Genomic DNA, 17014 nt, shown 5'->3' with positions numbered 1-17014 from the left:
CCATGCTAGATACCGATTTCACAATCCGCGAACTCAGGCGGCGTTTTGCTGACAAAAGCCTCTCGCCGCTCGAATACTGGCTTGCCCTCGAACGGCATATCGACGCCTGGGAGCCTTCGATCGCAGCACTTTATCTCTACGATCCGCAGGCAGCGCGTAAGCAGGCGAAGGCATCCAGCGAACGCTGGATGAAGGGCGGAACACTCGGTCCGCTGGACGGCATCCCGGTCACGCTGAAAGAGCTGATCGCCACCAAGGGCCAGCCGGTGCCGCTCGGCACGAGGGCGGTCGAGCTGAAGCCAGCGGAAGCGGATGCGCCGGCGGCCGCTCGTTTGCGGGAGGACGGTGCAATCATCTTCGCCAAGACGACCTGCCCCGACTACGGGATGCTGTCGTCGGGCCTTTCCAGCTTCCATCATCTGAGCCGCAATCCCTGGGACATCACGCAAAACCCCGGCGGTTCGAGCGCCGGGGCTTCGGCGGCAACCGCTGCCGGCTACGGGCCGTTGCATGTCGGTACGGATATTGGCGGCTCCGTGCGCCTGCCGGCGGGCTGGACAGGCGTCTTCGGCTTCAAGCCGAGCCATGGGCGCATCCCGGTCGATCCCTATTATGTCGGCCGCTCTGCGGGACCGATGACCCGCACGGTGGAGGATGCCGCCTATTCGATGGCGACCCTTTCCCGCCCCGATTGGCGCGACGGCACCAGCCTTCCGCCCAATGATTTCGACTGGATGGATCTCGATATCGATTTGAGCGGCATGCGGATCGGACTGATGCTGGATGCCGGCTGTGGCCTGGCCGTCGATGAAGACGTGAAGGTCGCGGTCGAAGAAGCGGCGAAACTCTTCGAGAAGGCTGGCGCCAAGATCATTCCGGCCGGGCCGGTGCTGACGCGCGCCATGCTGGACGGGCTCGACGCTTTCTGGCGCGCGCGTTTCTGGGGGGACATTGCCGGGCTGAGCGACGAACGCCGCGACAGCATCCTTCCTTATATTTACGAATGGGCGAAGGGCGGTGCCGATATCAGCGGCGTGGATGCCGTCAAGGGCTTCAATCAGACGATCGAGATGCGAAAGACCTGCGGCCGGCTGTTCGCCGAGGTCGATGCGGTGCTGTCGCCGACCAATCCGATCGTCTCCTATCCGGCCGAATGGGCCTCTCCGACCAACGATCCGAAGCTGCCCTTCGAACATATCGCCTTCACGGTGCCGTGGAACATGTCGGAACAGCCGGCCTCCTCCATCAATTGCGGTTTCTCGAAGGGCATGCCGATCGGCCTGCAGATCGTCGGACCGCGCTTCGACGACATGCGGGTTCTCAGGCTCTCGAAAGCCTTCCAAGACTGGACGGGTGGCGTGAAAGACTGGCCGAAGCCGCCATTGGCCTGACGATCGCAGGGAGCGTCAGAACGGGCGGCGATAGCCGGTCGGCTGCTCGTAGAGCCAGCCGATGCGCTCGACAGCCGCCTCGAAATTCTCTCGTGCGACCGTCATCGTATGGCCATTGGCATGGATGATTGTTTCGGAATTCTCGAAAATGGCGACATGTCCCTTCCAGAAGACCAGGTCGCCGCGCCGCACATCTGAGCGCTCGATCGGCTCGCCGAGGCCTTCCGCCTGCATATCGGTATCGCGCGGTGCACTTCTGCCGGTCATCTGCAATGCAAGCTGGACGAGGCCGGAGCAATCGATGCCGAGGCCGGAGCGCCCGCCCCAGAGATAGGGTGTTTCCAGAAAGCGGGCGGCGATATCGACATAATCCTCACCGTCCAGCGCCCCGATGGGCTGCAGATGTTTCGAGAAGATCGCAGTGCCATCGTCAAGGACCAGATAGTGATTGCCGCGCGCTTCAGCCTCGCCTGATATGCGGACGCGGCTGCCCATGGAAAGCACTGCCTTATAGGGTCTACGCAATTCCGGTTCCGGATAAAGGAAGGTGCGCTGCGGGACGACGATGTGGGTCGGGGCGCTGGCTGCTTCTGCAACTGCGCTTTCGGGGAGGTAGCCGACATAGCCATCGGACGCGGCCTTGACCCAGCACCAGCCGTTGGCGCGATCGAATATCGTGACATCCTCGCCATAAAGCAGTTCCGTGTCGATGCCGCGGGCAAGGTCCGGTTGAGTCCGCAAGGCAATGACGGGGACGCAGACACGGGCCGGCATGCCGCTGACGAAACGCGTCGCTTCGACCTTGCCCTCAAGGCCGGCTTCCGCGAGATCCGGGCGATAGGCGTGGAGGCGGCGATCGAGCATCGTCATGACATTCCTTTCAGATGGCCTTTCAGCCGAGGGCCTTTCAGCCGGGGGCCTTTCAGACCGGAAGCTTCCGGCCCTGCTCGCGCACGAGGTCGCCGAGCTTTTCGAGATAGAGCGCGCCGCCGACGGTGCGCTTGATGATGACGTTGCGTCGGTCGTCATCGTCGCGAACGCGATCGACGAGGCCCATTTCCCCCATCGTATCCAGCGCCCGGGTAATGACCGGCTTCGTCACGTTCAGCGTCGCGGCTAGTCCGCGGACGGTATGCGGCGGCGGCACCAGATAGATATGCAGCAGGATCGCCATCTGGCGCAACGTCAAATCTCTGTTGTCGTGACGAACCTGGTCGAGCGCCACGCCGTGCCAGAGGCCAAGCGCCTGCGAGGCGGTCAGTTCAATCGGCACGGCCCCTCCGGAAATCGTTACGCTGACGTTTTCATTTTCCGTAGTTATGGCGCGCAAGCAAGAGGCGGCACGGAATGCCGCCTCGCAAGGTGAATAAAATTCTAACGATCGCTCAGCGGGTACTGTGGCGAATATGGTGGTAGAGCGCGCGGATTGCCTGCGCCTCGCCGCCGCCCGGCGAGTGTGCACGCTCGTTCGGCGCCCAGCCGTAGATATCGAAATGCGCCCAGCTTTTCGCCTTGCCGACGAAGCGCTTCAGGAAGAGTGCTGCGGTGATGGCGCCTGCCATGCCGCCAGCCGGAGCGTTGGTGATATCGGCGAACTTGGCGCGGATGTCCTTTTCGTAGCCGGCGTAGAGCGGCAGCCGCCAGAGCGGATCGTCCGTCTCGAGGCTTGCTTCCGCCAGATCGTGGGCAAGGTTCGCGTCATCGGTGAAGAAGGGCGGCAGATCGGGGCCGAGAGCGACGCGGGCGGCACCGGTCAGGGTCGCCATATCGATCAGCAGATCCGGCTCTTCCTCGTCGGCATAGGCGAGCGCATCGGCCAGAATCAGGCGGCCTTCGGCATCGGTATTGTCGATCTGGACCGTCAGCCCCTTGCGGCTCTTGTAGATGTCGCCGGGGCGGAAGGCATTCGACGAGATGGAGTTTTCGACGACGGGGACGATGACGCGCAGATCCACCTTCAGCTTGGCATCCATGATCATGAGCGCCAGGCCCATGACATTTGCAGCACCCCCCATGTCCTTCTTCATCAACAGCATGGAGGAAGCCGGCTTGATGTCGAGGCCGCCTGTATCGAAGCAGACGCCCTTGCCGACCAGTGTAACCTTGCGGTGGCCCTTCTTGCCCCAGCGCAGCTCCAGCAGGCGCGGCGCATCGGCGCTGGCGCGGCCGACGGTATGGACCAGCGGGAAGTTTTCCTTCAGCAGGTCGTCCCCAATGATGACCGACATCTCGGCCTTGTAGTGGGCGGCAAGATCCCGGAAAGCGGCTTCGAGCTGCTCCGGTCCCATGTCGTTGGTCGGCGTATTGATGAGGTCGCGGGCGAGGAAGACGCCGGCGAGTTGGCGCTTGATTTCGTTGGCGTCGGCATCGCGCGGGATCATCAGCGTCGCGGCCGGGGATTTTTCGGACTTGTAACGGTCGAAGCGGTAGCTGCCGAGGCCGAATCCGAGCGCCAGGCGGTTTGCCGTCAGAGGCGCGGTCTCGATGTGCCAGTCGCCGGCGGGCAGTGCGCGGGCGAGCTTGCCGGTGATGTAGGGCTGTTCCGACGGATTGATGCCGAGCCCGAAGAGCGCGCCGCCGAGATGGCCGTCAGCCGTCGGGATCAGAAGCAGCGAACCACTCTCCGCCTTGTAGCCGGCTTTGCGAGCCCAATCGAGCGCGATCGGATCGATGGTGCCGGTTTCGATATGGGCGGGTGTGACAGCAAAAATCGGCAGCGTCGACCCACCCTTGGTGTTGAAAGGCGTGGGTCGCTCGATGAACTGGAAGGGGGCCATGTTTGTCCTTAGAGGCGGGGCAGAATCACTTCTTAACGATCTGTTAGGGTTAACAGACTATTGCTGGAGTGAAGATTGCGTCAAAACCTTTCCCTGTTCCGCTTTGAGGTCAGGCGCTGATTTCATTCAGGAACGCGCAATGCCCGTCTCGGCCCTCATTCCTCTCGACAAGCGTATTTTGCGGGGAACCGCGGCTGCTCTCGTCATACTGGCGCTTGCCGGTTGCTCGACGACGGCAAAGGATCGGATGACGACGGGTTCCGTTCCAAAGCTCGAAAAGCCGGTCGAGCAGATGGATGCCAACGAATTGCGGGCCGCCACCGACCGGGTCGGCCAGGCTTATGAAAAGAACCCCCGCGACCCCGTCAACGGCGTAAACTATGCCAATCTGCTGCGCATGAACGGACGCGATGCGCAAGCGCTTGCCGTCATGCAGCAGGTGGCCATCGCCAACCCCGGCAACCGAAACGTGCTTGCCGCCTATGGCAAGGCACAGGCCGCCGCCGGGCAGCTTCAGCAGGCGCTGGACACGATCGGCAGAGCGCAGACGCCCGACCGCCCCGACTGGCGGTTGATCTCGGCGGAAGGCGCGATCCTCGATCAGATGGGTAAGCCGAACGATGCACGCCAGCGCTACCGCGATGCGCTCGACGTCCAGCCGAACGAACCTTCTATCCTTTCCAATCTCGGCATGTCCTATCTTCTGACGGGCGATCTGCGCACGGCAGAAACCTATCTGCGTTCGGCCGCGGCCCAGCCTTCGGCCGACAGCCGCGTGCGCCAGAACCTCGCTCTCGTCGTCGGCCTGCAGGGTCGTTTTCCGGAGGCCGAGCAGATTGCGCGGCGCGAGCTTTCGCCGCAACAGGCCGATGCCAACGTCGCCTATTTGCGCGGCATGCTTTCCCAACAGAATTCCTGGCAGAAGCTGGCGGCGAAAGACGCGACGCCATCTATCGCCAGCAATACCAACTGAGTTATTTGCCGTTCAATCCGGATAGGATGAGACGAAGGCCGAGACCAGCCATGACCGCGCCTGCGGCCCTGTCGATCCAGGCCTTGGCGGCAATATAAACCTTGCGTGGACGCCGAGCCGAAAAAGCGAGCGCGACAATCGCGTACCATCCCGCCTCCACCAGGAAGACGCCGACCGGCAACGCCAGCAAAAGCTCTGCCGGCACGGTCTTGGGCAGCAGCGCCGCAAAGATGCTGGCATAGACAACGATCGCCTTCGGATTGCTCAACTGCGTCAGCAGGGCAGCGGTAAAACTGCGCGCCGGCATGCTCTTACCGGCGACATCGCCCGACAGTGCCAGCGGCTCGCTCGCGCCCTTCCAAATCGCCAAGGCGATATAAATCAGGTAGGCGCCGCCCGCGATCTTCAACACCAGATAGAGCCATTCGAATTGCGAGAGCAGCGCCGTCAAGCCGGCAAGCGCGAGAATAGCGAAGGTCACGCCGCCCATGCCCATACCGAGTGCCGCGGCAAGCCCGTCAAAGCGAGAGCGGGAAATCGCAATGCGCGAGACGACGACGAAGCTCGGACCGGGACTCATGGCGCCGATCATCAAAGCGCTGATGATGCTGATAAAGATGCCGAGAGAAGACATGGCAAAGCCCCGTTTTTACGTCGATCTAAGATGGCCACTTGAACGGCAGGAAGTCCGTGCTTCCCGATCGCGGCCCCATCTCATTCGCCAGTTACGCGGGCTGCACGCTAACCGGATTCCTCAACAGCGGCAAGCATCAGAACCTGTCGGCGACCTGGATTCCGGCGGGACCGAGAATGACGGCGACCAGGACCGGCAGGAAGAAGAGGATCATCGGCACTGTCAGCTTGGGCGGCAGGGCGGCGGCCTTCTTTTCCGCGTCGTTCATGCGTTCGTCGCGGCCTTCCTGCGCAAGCACGCGCAGTGCTGTCGCAACCGGCGTGCCGTAACGGTCTGCCTGAATGAGCGCCTGGGTTACAGAGCGGACGAGATCGATCTGGGTGCGGGCTGCGAGGTTGTCGAGCGCGACGCGGCGATCCGGCAGGAAGGAAAGCTCCGCAGTCGTCAGCACCATCTCTTCGGCAAGCGGCGGCGATTGTTCGCCGAGCTCTTCGGAGACGCGACGCATGGCCGCTTCGATGGAAATGCCCGATTCCACGCAGATCAGCATCATGTCCAGCGCGTCCGGCCAGGCGCGCTTGATGGACAGCTGACGCTTGCCCATACGGTTGGAGATATAGATGTTCGGTGCATAGAAGCCGATATAGGCAATGCCGATGACGATGAAGACCCGTATCGGCAGGCCCTTGTCGACAAGGTTGCCGAGGCCGAACATCCAGAATGCTGCAACGGCCAGGAAGAGAAACGGCAGAAGAAAGCGCGCGACGAGGAAGGTGTTCAACGCGTTTTCCGAACGAAAACCAGCGGCGCGCAGCTTGTTCATCGTGTTGTCGTCGACAAGTGCCTTGCGCAGGTTGAAACGCTCGACGATCTGGCGGACAGGCCTGCTGTTCTGGCTTCTGAGCGTGGCCCTGCTGCCGGTATCGGCATTCAGGCGGGCGCGCTCGCGGGCGCGAATTTGCTCGCGCTCGGTCGAGACGGCCTTCATGCGCTTGTTGAGGTCACCGCGTTCAAAAAAAGGAATGGCAAGCGTATAGAAGGTGGCGAAGACGGCGATGGCGACGAGCACCGCCACGATCGTGGCAGGATCTGTCAATGTTGCGGCGAGTTCCTGCGACATGTTGCCTTGCTCCCGCTAGATATCGAAGTTGATCATGTTGCGCATCACGAAGATGCCGATCGACATCCAGACCGCGGAAAAGCCCATGATGAAATGGCCGCGCGGATCCGTGAACAGGACCATCATATATTGCGGCGACGTCAGGTAAACGAGCGTGGCGACGATGAATGGAAGGGCGCCGATGATGACGGCAGATGCCTTGGCTTCCATCGACAGTGCCTTGACTTTGGCCTTCATCTTCTTGCGGTCGCGCAGCACTTTGGAAAGGTTGCCGATCGCTTCCGACAGGTTGCCGCCGGCCTGCGACTGGATGGCGATGACGATCGCGAAGAAATTGACTTCCTGCAGCGGCATCTGATTGGTCATTCGGGCACAGGCTTCGGGTACGCTGAGGCCGACCTGCTGCGATTCGACGATACGGCGGAATTCGCTCTTGACCGGCTCGACCCCTTCGGTCGCAACGAGGCGGATCGCATCGTTCAGCGGGAGGCCGGAACGGATGGAGCGGACGATGACGTCGAGCGCATTCGGAAATTCCTCGAGGAACTTGTTTTGACGGCGCGAAACGAGGAAGCCGAGTACCCAGCGTGGCAGACCAAGGCCTGCGACCAGGGGAATACCGAACACAAACGGCAGCGATGCACCGGCGATGAAAAGCAAGATCAGCAGCATGAACGCAAGGAGCGCGCTGAAAAGATAGAAGCGGGCGGGCGTGATCGGCAGCCCGGCCTGCGCCAGGCGGGATTTCAGCGATAATGTCTTCTTGGTCTTTTCGTGCTGCCGCTTTTCGAGATCCTTCAGGCTGTCCTGCACCGATTTGCGGCGTTTCGACAGTTCCTGCACACGGTCGCGAGCGGCCTTGACCTTGGTGCGATCGACTTCTGCCGATTTTACGCGGTTGATGCGGCTTGCCGATTTCTTGTCGCGCTCGATACGCGAGAACAACAGGGCATAGCTTGCCGCGGCCGCCGCAACGGCTGCGAGAACGATAATTGCCAGCACTGTCGGATCGATGCCGAACATCTCAATCCTTCGTTTTCGATTCCATCTCGTCGAGCGCGGCGGCGAGGCGTTTTTCTTCGTTGTAATAGCGGGCGCGATCCCAGAAATGCGGCTTGCCGATGCCTGTAGACATATGTCGGCCGATCAGGCGGCCGCTCGCGTCCTCGCCTTCGATCTCGTAACGCATCAGGTCCTGAGTGATGATGACGTCACCTTCCATGCCGACCACCTCAGTGATCTGGGTGATGCGGCGCGAACCGTCGCGCAGGCGCTGCGCCTGGATGATGACGTCGATCGAGGAGGAGATGATCTCGCGCACGGTCTTTGCCGGCAAGCTGAAGCCACCCATGGCGATCATGGATTCCATACGGCTCAGGCATTCACGGGGGTTGTTGGCGTGGATCGTGCCCATGGAACCGTCGTGACCGGTATTCATGGCCTGCAGGAGGTCGAATACCTCCGGTCCGCGCACTTCGCCGACGATGATGCGTTCGGGACGCATGCGCAGGCAGTTCTTGACGAGGTCACGCATGGTGATCTCGCCCTCGCCTTCAATGTTCGGCGGGCGTGTTTCGAGGCGCACGACATGCGGCTGCTGGAGCTGCAGTTCGGCCGTATCTTCGCAGGTGATGACGCGTTCGTCGCGGTCAATATAGTTCGTCAGGCAGTTCAGAAGCGTGGTTTTTCCCGAGCCCGTACCGCCGGAGATGATGATGTTGCAGCGGACGCGGCCGATGATCTGCAACACAGTTGCCCCTTCCGGGGTGATGGCGCCGAAACGCACGAGCTGATCGAGCGTCAGCTTGTCCTTCTTGAATTTTCGGATGGTGAGCGCGGGGCCATCGATGGCAAGCGGCGGCGCGATGACGTTGACACGCGAGCCGTCGGGCAGGCGCGCGTCGCAGATCGGGCTTGATTCGTCGACACGGCGGCCGACCTGGCTGACGATGCGCTGGCAGATCGACAGGAGCTGCGAATTATCGCGGAAGCGGATTTCGGATTCGATCGTCTTACCGCCGACTTCGATGAAGGTCTGGCCAGCGCCGTTGACCATGATATCGGCAATGTCGTCGCGCGCCAGCAGCGGCTCCAGCGGACCATAGCCCAAGACGTCGTTGCAGATATCCTCAAGCAGTTCCTCCTGCTCGGAGATCGACATCGCGAAATTCTTGATGGTGATGATATCGTTGACGATATCGCGGATTTCCTCACGCGCGCTTTCGCCGTCCAGCTTGGACAGCTGCGAGAGGTCGATCGTATCGATCAGCGCGGAAAAAACCTGCGCCTTGGTATCGTAATATTCGTCCGTGCGGGCGGGGCGCTTGCGCTGTGGCGTCTGCATCGGCGGCGGCGGCACCTGCCGGCGGACAGGCTCGCGCGACGGCTCGACAAGCACCGCGGGACCGGATGAGGCGGGCGCAACGGCAGCCGGCATCGGCGGCGCAGGGGCGGCGATACCGCCGGCACCGGCCTTTCCGAAACCTTCATTCCCGCGTTTTCCGAACATTGATCCGATCCAATTCTACTCGTTCACTTGCGTTTCAGAAGGGCGAGAAGGCCGCCCTTCCTGGACTTCCTGATCGCCACGCGGCCGGTGACAATGTGCGAGATCTGCGAGAATGTCTCCGAGGTCGGAGACTTCGGATCGACCTCGGAAATCATCCGCCCACTGTTGGCGGCGCTGCCGAAGAGGCCGATATCGAAGGGAATGATGGCAATCGGTTCGACTTCCAGCGGCTCACAGAAATCGGATACCGAGATCTCCGGCCGCTTCGGCATGCCGACCTGATTGAGAATGAGATGCGGTACCTTGTCGTTCGGGCGCATCTTGCGCAGCGCATCGAGCATATTCTTGGCGTTGCGCAGGTTGGCGAGATCGGGAACCGCGCAAATAACCACTTCGTCGGCATTTGACAGCACCGAACGGGTCCAGTCCGACCAGGCATGCGGAACGTCGAGCACCGTTACGGGCGCGCTGCGCTGCAGTACATCCATCACCGGCTGGAAAGCGTGACCCTCGAAATCATAGGCGCGGTCAAGAAGCGAGGGGGCGGCCAGCAGCGAAAGGTGCTCGGAGCATTTGGTTAGCAGGCGGTCGAGAAAGACCTCGTCAAGCCGCTCCGGCGCAAAGACCGCCTCGGCGATGCCCTGGGCCGGATCCTGATCGAAGTCTATATTCGCCGTGCCGTAGGGCAGGTCGAGATCAGCAAGGATCGTTTCGGTCGAGAAGAGGTTCGAGATGCCAAAGGCGCAATTGTGCGCGACGGTCGATGCGCCGACCCCGCCCTTGGCGCCGATAAAGGCGATGCTGCGGCCAAGCGGCTCAGCTTCCGGATCGACGAAGATCGCCGCCATTGCGCCCATGATATCGGGCATGGCGACGGGTTGGACAATATATTCGGAAATGCCGTTGCGGATCAGATCGCGGTAGAGACCGATATCGTTGTGGTAGCCGACGATGACGACCTTGGTCGAGGGATCGCAGACGGCAGCGAGCGGCGCGAGCTCAGCAAGCAGGCTGGCGGGATTCGCCCTGGTTTCGAGGATGATGAGGTTCGGCGTCGGTGCGCCTGAGAACATGTTTGCAGCCGCAGCCGTGCCGCCGCTGGTGATGCGCAGACTGACTTTCGACATGCGCCTGTCGTTGGCGCAACGCTCCATCACCCGCTGCAGTTCTTCGCTTTCGCAGAAGGCATGAACGGAGATGCGCGGCAGCGGCCGCATGTTTTCCAGCTCGCCCATGCGCATCGCCTCTTCAGCGTGGCGGAGTTCGCTGGTATTCTTGATCTCGTAGTCGACGGTGCTCATCGTTCCATTCCGCCTGATCAGAAACCGGTCTGGCCGGAATCGATTTCCTCGATCGTGGACGTCGTCGTCCGGTATTCCTTGATCGCCTCGTTGCGCCGCTCCGCATCGATCGGGGTCATGCCGCGCGGAGCGACGAAATCTTCCGGATTGGCGACCTGGGCGGCGAGATTGTTCTGCGAGGCGCAGCCGAAATTGTAGTAATTCTGGTTCGTGAAGTCGGCCGAGATATCCTTCGGCCACTGACCGCACCGGGTCGTTACCGCCGTCATGCCGGTGAAGCTCAGGCGTATCGGCGCGGCATCGAGAAGGCCGGTTGCCGCGTAAGTCGTGTTAATGATCTTGTTGCTGGCAATGCCGCGCGAAGCAAGTTCGGCGCGAACCTGGCCGCGCAAGGCGCGTGCTGCTCCTGCATTTGCCGAACCTTCGGGAGACAGGATATAGACCGGGCCGGAGGCACGCGACACGTAATTGGTTGCAAAGCCACGGATAAGCTCGCGCTGGGCGATCGTCAGGCGGCGATCCGTAGAGGCGACCGGGATGTCTACCGTCTGCTCGGTTTCCGTGACGACGATGGGATGGCGCTCCCGGTAATCATCGGGAATGCCACCGGTCGTCAGCTGATCACGCGGGCCGGCGCAGCCGGAAAGAATTGCAACGGCGAGTGATGCAGCCACGAGCAGAGGCTTTGCGGTGCGGGACCGCGGATTGGAATGGGCCATCGCCCGATCTCTGTTCTTTTTCATCGGTCCAGACCGTGCCCCGCTCATTTGTAGATAAACCCGATGGAACCGTGGAACTGCGCATCGGCGACCGGCGCCTGGTTGCTGCCGTAGACCTTGTTGACGCGGTTCATGAAGAAAGCGGACGCATCATTGGTCGGGCTGAAATTGTCATCCGGCCGATTGAGCTGATTGCGCGCCACCGGACGCACCAGATAAGGCGTCGCGATGATGACGAGTTCCGTTTCCTGGCGCTCGACCCCCTTCTGGCGGAACAGCGTGCCAAGAAGCGGGATCTTCGAGACGCCAGGCGTGCCGTTCATCGTCTGGGAGATGTTGTCGCGGATGAGGCCGGCCAGTGCGATCGATCCACCGGAGGGAAGCTCGACCGAGGTCTCGGCGGAGCGGCGTTGATAGGTCGGCGACGAACCCGATACCGACGGCGCCGGCTCCGAGACATTGGTCTTGATCTCGAGGGCGATGCGGCCAGACGAAAGGACCACCGGCTTGAAGGCGAGATTGATACCGTAATTATAAGGGACGACGGTGACGTTGCCCTGGTTGTCCGTCGTCGAGTAGAGAACCTGGCCGCCGGAATTGAAGGTTGCGGCCTGGCCGGAGATCGCCGTCAATGTCGGTTCGGCCAGCGTGCGGACGACCTTGCCCTGTTCCAGTGCATTCAGATAGGTCGAAATATCGTATTTGCCGATCGAGTTCTTGAAGAGCGCGGCAAGCCCCCCGCCGACGACGGATGTAGCGGTATCCGCCGATGGGCTGCCGAGTTGGGCGACCGTCATGCCGGAGGAATTGCTAACGAGATTGTCGAAGCCAAGCTGTTTCAGGATTTCACGACGAACTTCGGCGATCGTGACCTTGAGCGTGACCTGGTCTTCGCCCTGAATCTGCAGGAGGTTGACGACCTGGGAGACCTGGCGGCTTTCGGCAAACAGCGCAACCGCACTGTCGCCGCCTGTACCGGAGGCAGTCTCAGTGCGCGTCGTGGCTTCGCCGCCTTTCAGGAAGGCTTCGGCAAGCGACGCTGCCTGGGTGGCATCCTGCGGCGTGCGGACGGTGCCTGTCAGAACGATATTGTCGGAGACGATTTCGACCTTGATGGCGGAGTCGGGAATGAAGCGGCGCAGATTGGCCTCGAGACCGGAGACATCGCGCTCGACCTCGATATCGAGGCTGACGACCTCCTCACCGCTGGCGCCGAAAACGAAGATATTGGTCTGCCCGACCTTCTTGCCGAATAAATAGATGCGCCGCGAGGTGCGGGTCACCGCATCGGCCATGCTGGGATCGGAAACGAGAATGTCATGAGCGTCTTCCGGCAGGTCGACGACAACAGCCTTGTTGAGGCCGAGCTTCAGGCGGCGATGTGCGCCGGGACCGCTTTGGGAAATGCGGATGAGGCTTTCCGAGCCGGCATTGGCCTGCTTCACATCAAAGGGCGCGTGAAAGGAAAGCGGCGTAATGCCCGCCGCAGCCATTGCCAGGGAAAGGCAGCCGGTCAGGAAAAGCCTGGTGCGCTGTTTCAAGTTGCCCATCTGCATTTCCCTTACTCCGGCTTCACTGAGCCGGTGGCATCCGTGACGATGGAGCCGGACTTGATGACCTGGACGATTGCACTGCCGTTATCGCCGCTGAGCAGATAGTCTGCCGCGCTGGTGTCCTGCTCCTGGGCATCGGCGACGGAGCGCAGGGCGAGCGAGAGGCGATCGGCCATCTGCTGGGCGACGGCTAGGACCTTGGTCTGGTCGGGGGTCAGCTCCAGCGTCGCAGTTGTGCCGACTGCCGCCTTGGTGCCGTCTTCCTTTTCCTCGATCTGCTGGTCGATCGCAAGGACGCGGATATTGCTCAGCACGGTTTCGGTTATGTATTTGTCCGTGTTCTGCCCTTTGCGCACCATAATGACATCGACGCGGTCATTGGGGAGGATGAAGCCGCCGGCGCCGGTCGCAACGGAGATTTCGGTCGCGACGGCGCGCTTGCCGGCAGGCAGCAGCGAGGACAGGATGCGGCTGTTGGAGTCGGCGACCTTTTCCGGACGGATCGGCTCTCCTTCGAAGACGGGCAAGCGCACGACGGCGCCCTGCAGATCCTTGATGGCATCCGGCCGGTCGGCCTCGGTAATGAAACCCTGGACAACGCCACTCTGAGGCCAGGCCATCCAGTGAACGGCTTTCTCGTCCAGCCGCGCGCCAACCGGAAGATTGGCGCTGGAGACCAGCACGTTGACGGTCGGCTCCTTCTCGATAACGGATTGGACTCTCGTCACGACCCCGCCACTACCGGCCATGTTCATCGCAAGAACACCGGCAAGGCCGGCTGCCACCACGGCGACAGCTAGAATAATAAGGCGGGCCGGTTTCATCGATCATTCCTCAGGGCGCAACGCGTTCGCCCCGCAGAATGCTCAGGAATTGGTATAATTATGGTTAATGGAACACTTACATTTTAAGTTAACGGCCGATTAAAACGCCGTCATTTCAGGCTTTCCAGCGCTGCAAGGAACAGTGGCGAAGACGGGAAGGCCAGGAAGCCGCCGATCGCGATGGCGATACCGTAGGGTATTTTCTTGGCGAGCAGGAGTGAATTGGGAATGGGCAGGCCGATGGCCAATATTGTATTTGCCTGCGAGCGGATCATTAGGATCGCCAACGTTAACAGACCGCCGATGATCCCGACATAGGTCAGAAAAGACACCAGAGCGGGATTGTAACCGAACCAGATCGCGGCCGCGCTCAAGAGTTTCGCATCTCCGCCGCCCATGACATTGAGCGCAAAGAGAGCAAAGCAGATGCCGAACACGATGGCGGCACCCAATGCATGCATTCCAATCGCCGCAAGAGCTAAACCACTCAGGGGCGCCAGCACGGCGAATGAAATTATCAGGATCAACGATATCCTGTTCGGGATCGTCATCGTCAACAGATCGGATATGGCCGCAAAAGCCAAGCAGAGTGGCAGTATCACGAAGATTGCAGCTGCGATCATGTCTATGTGCCCGATCGGAACATAATAAAAAGGCTCACGGCTATTAAGCTGCGAGCCCAATCATTGAGCGGCCTGATCATCTCCGGCCGATACTATAGATAGCTTAGATTACGGCGTCGTCGCAGAAGCGGTCTTGGCCTTATCCATCTGATTGCCAAGATTGTTGAACGTGTCGCCGATCTTGCCGCCAAGCGTCGTCGCACCAGCGATGAGGGCTACGGAAATCAGGGCGGCGATCAGGCCGTATTCGATTGCGGTCGCGCCGGATTCATCCTTCAGAAAACGGCTAAAAAGCTTGGTCATGGTTACCTCTAACTCCAGTTGATGTTCAGCACGTCCGCCAACTGTTTGCCGTTGATCGGATGGCCGCAACCTACCGAATGGCCGTTTCCATCGACTTAATGAAATACGTTAACGAGGTGTAAATGGGACAACCCGTCCCAGTCGAGGTAAGTAGTTCATTGCTGCATTGCTTACGTTCTTAGTGATTTTCCGGAAGAAATCCGGGACAATAGCTTCCAGTCGTCCAGAAATAATACGAATTTCTGCTATCCGGCGATTTTACGCCTCATCGGCGCGTACCGAAACGACCCAATACGTTTCATGATGAACATGGCATGGGAGGCTTAAAGCTTAATTCACCATTTTTTTCCATTCTGTCTGCAATCTGCATTGCGATCGTGAAAGAGGGCCAAAATGCCATCGAACGGCAAGACCGTTTTCTTTGCCTGGGCGATTGCGGCTCTTACGGCATCCACAGCTTCCGCCCAGGAAGACATGCTGCGCGTCTATATGGATCACGCGCGCGTTCTGAAATTGGACCGTCCGGTCAGCAAGGTCATCGTCGGCAACGCCAAGGTCGCCGATGCGACGGTTGCCGACCCCAAAACGATCGTGCTGACGGGCCGGGCCTTCGGCACGACCAATATCGTGCTGCTCGACGGCGCCGGCAACGCCATTCTGGACGAACGCATCCTCGTCTCTATCGATGAAGGCAATACGGTGCGCGTCTATCGCCAGACGGAACGCTCGGTTCTTTCCTGCACGCCCAATTGCGAGCAGCATTCGCAGCAGGGCGAAGCCGCTTCCGCAAACTAAGCGATATCCATGAAGCTCACGCCCATTCGTTAAAATAGCTGCTCCGGCCTGAAACGGAAAATCAACGAACACGCCCTAGTGTGGCACCCGAAGAACATTTTCGAGGCCAGACTATGGCAATCCGTGAGCAGGAGACGGGCAAGGTGCGTGCGTCGCTGCGTTTATCCAGACTTCGCGCCCTGGCACGCTCGCGCGACGGCTCTGCCGCGATCGAATTCGCGTTGCTGGCCATTCCTTATTTCGTCGTCATATTCGCCATCCTGGAAACCTTCATCGCCTTTACGGCGGAAGAGCTCGTCTCGAACGCCGTGGATACGCTGAGCCGCCAGATGCGAACCGGGCAGATCACCTTCATAGATCCCGCGCGTCCGACCTATAAGACGCAGACCCAGTTCCGGCAGGCCTTCTGCGACGAAATCTCGATCATCATCCGCTGCTCGGCGACGGAGGCGGCGACACCCGGTAAGCTCTATCTGGATGTGCGGAGCTTCACTACCTTTGCCTCGGTCCCTACGACGATCCCGCGCGTGTCTTCGGACAAGTATTCAGACCTGAAGGTCTCGGATTTCAAATTCACGCCCGGCGGCCCCGGCTCGATCAACATGGTGCGCGCCTATTATCGCTGGTCCATCATCGTCGATCTCGTTCGTCCCTATGTCACCGGCCTTCGCCCTGTCGGTAGCTCCATGCCCAGCGAATATCTTATCGTCGCGACGGCGGCCTTCCAGAACGAACAGTATCCATGATGGCGCGCCGGGGACTTCCGATATGGCTGGCTTCGACGGCGCGGCGCTTTGCACGCGACCGGAAAGGCGTGGGCGCCATCGAGTTTGCAATCATCTTCCCGGTTCTGATCATGCTCTATCTCGGCGCATTCGAGATCACGATCGGGCTCAGCGTCAGCAAGCGCACGACACGTGCCGCCGGCTCGATCGCCGATATCATCACCCAGCAGCAGAGCGTCACCAAAAGCTCGCTCACAGATATCGCCAAAGCCGCACCGGCGATCTTCGCGCCTTATGACAGTTCCGGTCTCTCGTTGAAGGTCACCGCAATCCAGATCGACGGCGGCGCCAATCCCAAAGTTCTCTGGTCCTGGGCACCGAGCGGTGCGGCGCCCTACGCCAAGAACAGCACGGTTTCCGATGTGCCGACGGATATGAAGAAGGCAAACAGCTTCCTCATCCGCGCCGAGGTCAGCACACCCTATACGCTGCTGGTCTTTGCCCCCAACTTCATGCCGGCGGATACGCGCACCATCACGATCAGCCGCAGCTATTTCTATCGCCAGCGGCAAAACGACGATATCCCTTGCGGCGACTGCTAAAGCGTATCGCGATCCGCACGCTACGCTTTCGGTCCTTCGTAAAACCGACGCACCCTTTTGAAGAACGTGCTCTGCGCTTCCACACCTCAAATTTGCCAAGCGGTTCCCGTCATTATATGGCTGGGCGCTCCTGCATAATTCCTTATATCGAAATCGCTTTGAGGA

At 60.5% G+C, this 17014-nt stretch carries 18 protein-coding genes; 5 read left to right on the top strand and 13 right to left on the bottom strand.

Annotation, left to right across the window (positions count from 1 at the left end):
• Positions 1-2: 2 nt before the first annotated feature.
• Complete coding sequence (locus FHT78_RS15990; protein ID WP_183745755.1) at positions 3-1391, top strand: amidase; 1389 nt, start codon at positions 3-5, stop codon at positions 1389-1391.
• 15 nt (positions 1392-1406) lie between these two features.
• Here FHT78_RS15990 and FHT78_RS15985 read toward each other — a convergent pair whose 3' ends face one another.
• The 3 genes from FHT78_RS15985 to FHT78_RS15975 form a co-directional block, all read right to left on the bottom strand.
• On the bottom strand, positions 1407-2261 hold the full coding sequence (locus FHT78_RS15985; RefSeq protein ID WP_183745752.1) for an NlpC/P60 family protein: 855 nt from the start codon (positions 2259-2261) through the stop codon (positions 1407-1409).
• Between the two features lie 52 nt (positions 2262-2313).
• Positions 2314-2664, bottom strand: coding sequence for a MarR family winged helix-turn-helix transcriptional regulator (locus FHT78_RS15980; protein WP_183745749.1), 351 nt, complete (start codon positions 2662-2664; stop codon positions 2314-2316).
• A 112-nt stretch (positions 2665-2776) separates the two neighbouring features.
• Entirely contained in the window at positions 2777-4168 is a 1392-nt protein-coding gene (locus FHT78_RS15975; RefSeq protein WP_183745747.1) for a M17 family metallopeptidase, read from the bottom strand.
• Between the two features lie 139 nt (positions 4169-4307).
• On the opposite strand from FHT78_RS15975, the gene FHT78_RS15970 reads away from it, so the two are divergent.
• Entirely contained in the window at positions 4308-5141 is an 834-nt protein-coding gene (locus tag FHT78_RS15970; RefSeq protein WP_183745744.1) for a tetratricopeptide repeat protein, read from the top strand.
• 1 nt (position 5142) lies between these two features.
• On the opposite strand, the gene FHT78_RS15965 is transcribed toward FHT78_RS15970, so the two are convergent.
• From FHT78_RS15965 to FHT78_RS15920, 10 genes are all read right to left on the bottom strand, one after another.
• Positions 5143-5775 carry a LysE family transporter gene (locus tag FHT78_RS15965; RefSeq protein ID WP_183745742.1) on the bottom strand — a complete coding sequence of 211 codons (633 nt, stop codon included), beginning with the start codon at positions 5773-5775 and terminating at the stop codon, positions 5143-5145.
• 136 nt (positions 5776-5911) lie between these two features.
• Entirely contained in the window at positions 5912-6895 is a 984-nt protein-coding gene (locus FHT78_RS15960; RefSeq protein ID WP_183745740.1) for a type II secretion system F family protein, read from the bottom strand.
• Between the two features lie 15 nt (positions 6896-6910).
• Complete coding sequence (locus FHT78_RS15955) at positions 6911-7918, bottom strand: type II secretion system F family protein (protein WP_183745737.1); 1008 nt, start codon at positions 7916-7918, stop codon at positions 6911-6913.
• A gap of 1 nt (position 7919) precedes the next feature.
• Positions 7920-9404 carry a CpaF family protein gene (locus FHT78_RS15950; protein WP_183745734.1) on the bottom strand — a complete coding sequence of 495 codons (1485 nt, stop codon included), beginning with the start codon at positions 9402-9404 and terminating at the stop codon, positions 7920-7922.
• A gap of 23 nt (positions 9405-9427) precedes the next feature.
• Positions 9428-10705 (bottom strand): CpaE family protein, encoded by a 1278-nt coding sequence (locus FHT78_RS15945; RefSeq protein WP_183745731.1) that lies wholly within the window; start codon positions 10703-10705, stop codon positions 9428-9430.
• Between the two features lie 17 nt (positions 10706-10722).
• Positions 10723-11472: a CpaD family pilus assembly protein gene (locus FHT78_RS15940; RefSeq protein WP_183745728.1), complete on the bottom strand. Its 750-nt coding sequence runs from the start codon at positions 11470-11472 to the stop codon at positions 10723-10725.
• The gene (locus FHT78_RS15935) at positions 11469-12974 is read right to left on the bottom strand and encodes a type II and III secretion system protein family protein (protein WP_183745726.1); all 1506 of its coding nucleotides are present in this window, start codon (positions 12972-12974) and stop codon (positions 11469-11471) included. The genes FHT78_RS15940 and FHT78_RS15935 overlap by 4 nt, the downstream gene beginning before the upstream one ends.
• 11 nt (positions 12975-12985) lie before the next feature.
• Entirely contained in the window at positions 12986-13801 is an 816-nt protein-coding gene (gene cpaB / locus FHT78_RS15930; RefSeq protein WP_183745724.1) for a Flp pilus assembly protein CpaB, read from the bottom strand.
• A gap of 110 nt (positions 13802-13911) precedes the next feature.
• Positions 13912-14424: a prepilin peptidase gene (locus tag FHT78_RS15925; RefSeq protein WP_183745722.1), complete on the bottom strand. Its 513-nt coding sequence runs from the start codon at positions 14422-14424 to the stop codon at positions 13912-13914.
• A 108-nt stretch (positions 14425-14532) separates the two neighbouring features.
• Positions 14533-14727, bottom strand: coding sequence for a Flp family type IVb pilin (locus FHT78_RS15920; protein WP_183745720.1), 195 nt, complete (start codon positions 14725-14727; stop codon positions 14533-14535).
• Positions 14728-15120: 393 nt separating this feature from the next.
• Here FHT78_RS15920 and FHT78_RS15915 point away from each other — a divergent pair, with 393 nt between their 5' ends.
• The 3 genes from FHT78_RS15915 to FHT78_RS15905 all read left to right on the top strand — a co-directional run bounded on the left by FHT78_RS15915 (position 15121) and on the right by FHT78_RS15905 (position 16849).
• Complete coding sequence (locus FHT78_RS15915; protein WP_183745718.1) at positions 15121-15522, top strand: pilus assembly protein N-terminal domain-containing protein; 402 nt, start codon at positions 15121-15123, stop codon at positions 15520-15522.
• A gap of 113 nt (positions 15523-15635) precedes the next feature.
• Complete coding sequence (locus FHT78_RS15910) at positions 15636-16268, top strand: TadE/TadG family type IV pilus assembly protein (protein ID WP_183745715.1); 633 nt, start codon at positions 15636-15638, stop codon at positions 16266-16268.
• Positions 16268-16849 carry a TadE/TadG family type IV pilus assembly protein gene (locus FHT78_RS15905; protein WP_183746493.1) on the top strand — a complete coding sequence of 194 codons (582 nt, stop codon included), beginning with the start codon at positions 16268-16270 and terminating at the stop codon, positions 16847-16849. Before FHT78_RS15910 ends, FHT78_RS15905 begins: the two co-directional genes overlap by 1 nt.
• Positions 16850-17014 lie beyond the last annotated feature (165 nt).

This window comes from Rhizobium sp. BK196 (assembly GCF_014193255.1).
GTDB lineage: Bacteria > Pseudomonadota > Alphaproteobacteria > Rhizobiales > Rhizobiaceae > Rhizobium.
Note: the sequence above shows the minus strand (reverse complement) of the source record. Positions and strands in the feature narration are given on the sequence as shown.

What these genes read in the sequence shown, in the direction of transcription:
- FHT78_RS15945 (WP_183745731.1), bottom strand. Translation starts at nt 10,705, where the DNA reads ATGAGCACCGTCGACTACGAGATCAAGAATACCAGCGAACTCCGCCAC.
- FHT78_RS15950 (WP_183745734.1), bottom strand. Translation starts at nt 9,404, where the DNA reads ATGTTCGGAAAACGCGGGAATGAAGGTTTCGGAAAGGCCGGTGCCGGC.
- FHT78_RS15940 (WP_183745728.1), bottom strand. Translation starts at nt 11,472, where the DNA reads ATGAGCGGGGCACGGTCTGGACCGATGAAAAAGAACAGAGATCGGGCG.
- FHT78_RS15975 (WP_183745747.1), bottom strand. Translation starts at nt 4,168, where the DNA reads ATGGCCCCCTTCCAGTTCATCGAGCGACCCACGCCTTTCAACACCAAG.
- FHT78_RS15915 (WP_183745718.1), top strand. Translation starts at nt 15,121, where the DNA reads ATGCCATCGAACGGCAAGACCGTTTTCTTTGCCTGGGCGATTGCGGCT.
- FHT78_RS15905 (WP_183746493.1), top strand. Translation starts at nt 16,268, where the DNA reads ATGGCGCGCCGGGGACTTCCGATATGGCTGGCTTCGACGGCGCGGCGC.
- cpaB (WP_183745724.1), bottom strand. Translation starts at nt 13,801, where the DNA reads ATGAAACCGGCCCGCCTTATTATTCTAGCTGTCGCCGTGGTGGCAGCC.
- FHT78_RS15955 (WP_183745737.1), bottom strand. Translation starts at nt 7,918, where the DNA reads ATGTTCGGCATCGATCCGACAGTGCTGGCAATTATCGTTCTCGCAGCC.
- FHT78_RS15970 (WP_183745744.1), top strand. Translation starts at nt 4,308, where the DNA reads ATGCCCGTCTCGGCCCTCATTCCTCTCGACAAGCGTATTTTGCGGGGA.
- FHT78_RS15925 (WP_183745722.1), bottom strand. Translation starts at nt 14,424, where the DNA reads ATGATCGCAGCTGCAATCTTCGTGATACTGCCACTCTGCTTGGCTTTT.
- FHT78_RS15965 (WP_183745742.1), bottom strand. Translation starts at nt 5,775, where the DNA reads ATGTCTTCTCTCGGCATCTTTATCAGCATCATCAGCGCTTTGATGATC.
- FHT78_RS15990 (WP_183745755.1), top strand. Translation starts at nt 3, where the DNA reads ATGCTAGATACCGATTTCACAATCCGCGAACTCAGGCGGCGTTTTGCT.
- FHT78_RS15960 (WP_183745740.1), bottom strand. Translation starts at nt 6,895, where the DNA reads ATGTCGCAGGAACTCGCCGCAACATTGACAGATCCTGCCACGATCGTG.
- FHT78_RS15935 (WP_183745726.1), bottom strand. Translation starts at nt 12,974, where the DNA reads ATGGGCAACTTGAAACAGCGCACCAGGCTTTTCCTGACCGGCTGCCTT.
- FHT78_RS15920 (WP_183745720.1), bottom strand. Translation starts at nt 14,727, where the DNA reads ATGACCAAGCTTTTTAGCCGTTTTCTGAAGGATGAATCCGGCGCGACC.
- FHT78_RS15985 (WP_183745752.1), bottom strand. Translation starts at nt 2,261, where the DNA reads ATGACGATGCTCGATCGCCGCCTCCACGCCTATCGCCCGGATCTCGCG.
- FHT78_RS15910 (WP_183745715.1), top strand. Translation starts at nt 15,636, where the DNA reads ATGGCAATCCGTGAGCAGGAGACGGGCAAGGTGCGTGCGTCGCTGCGT.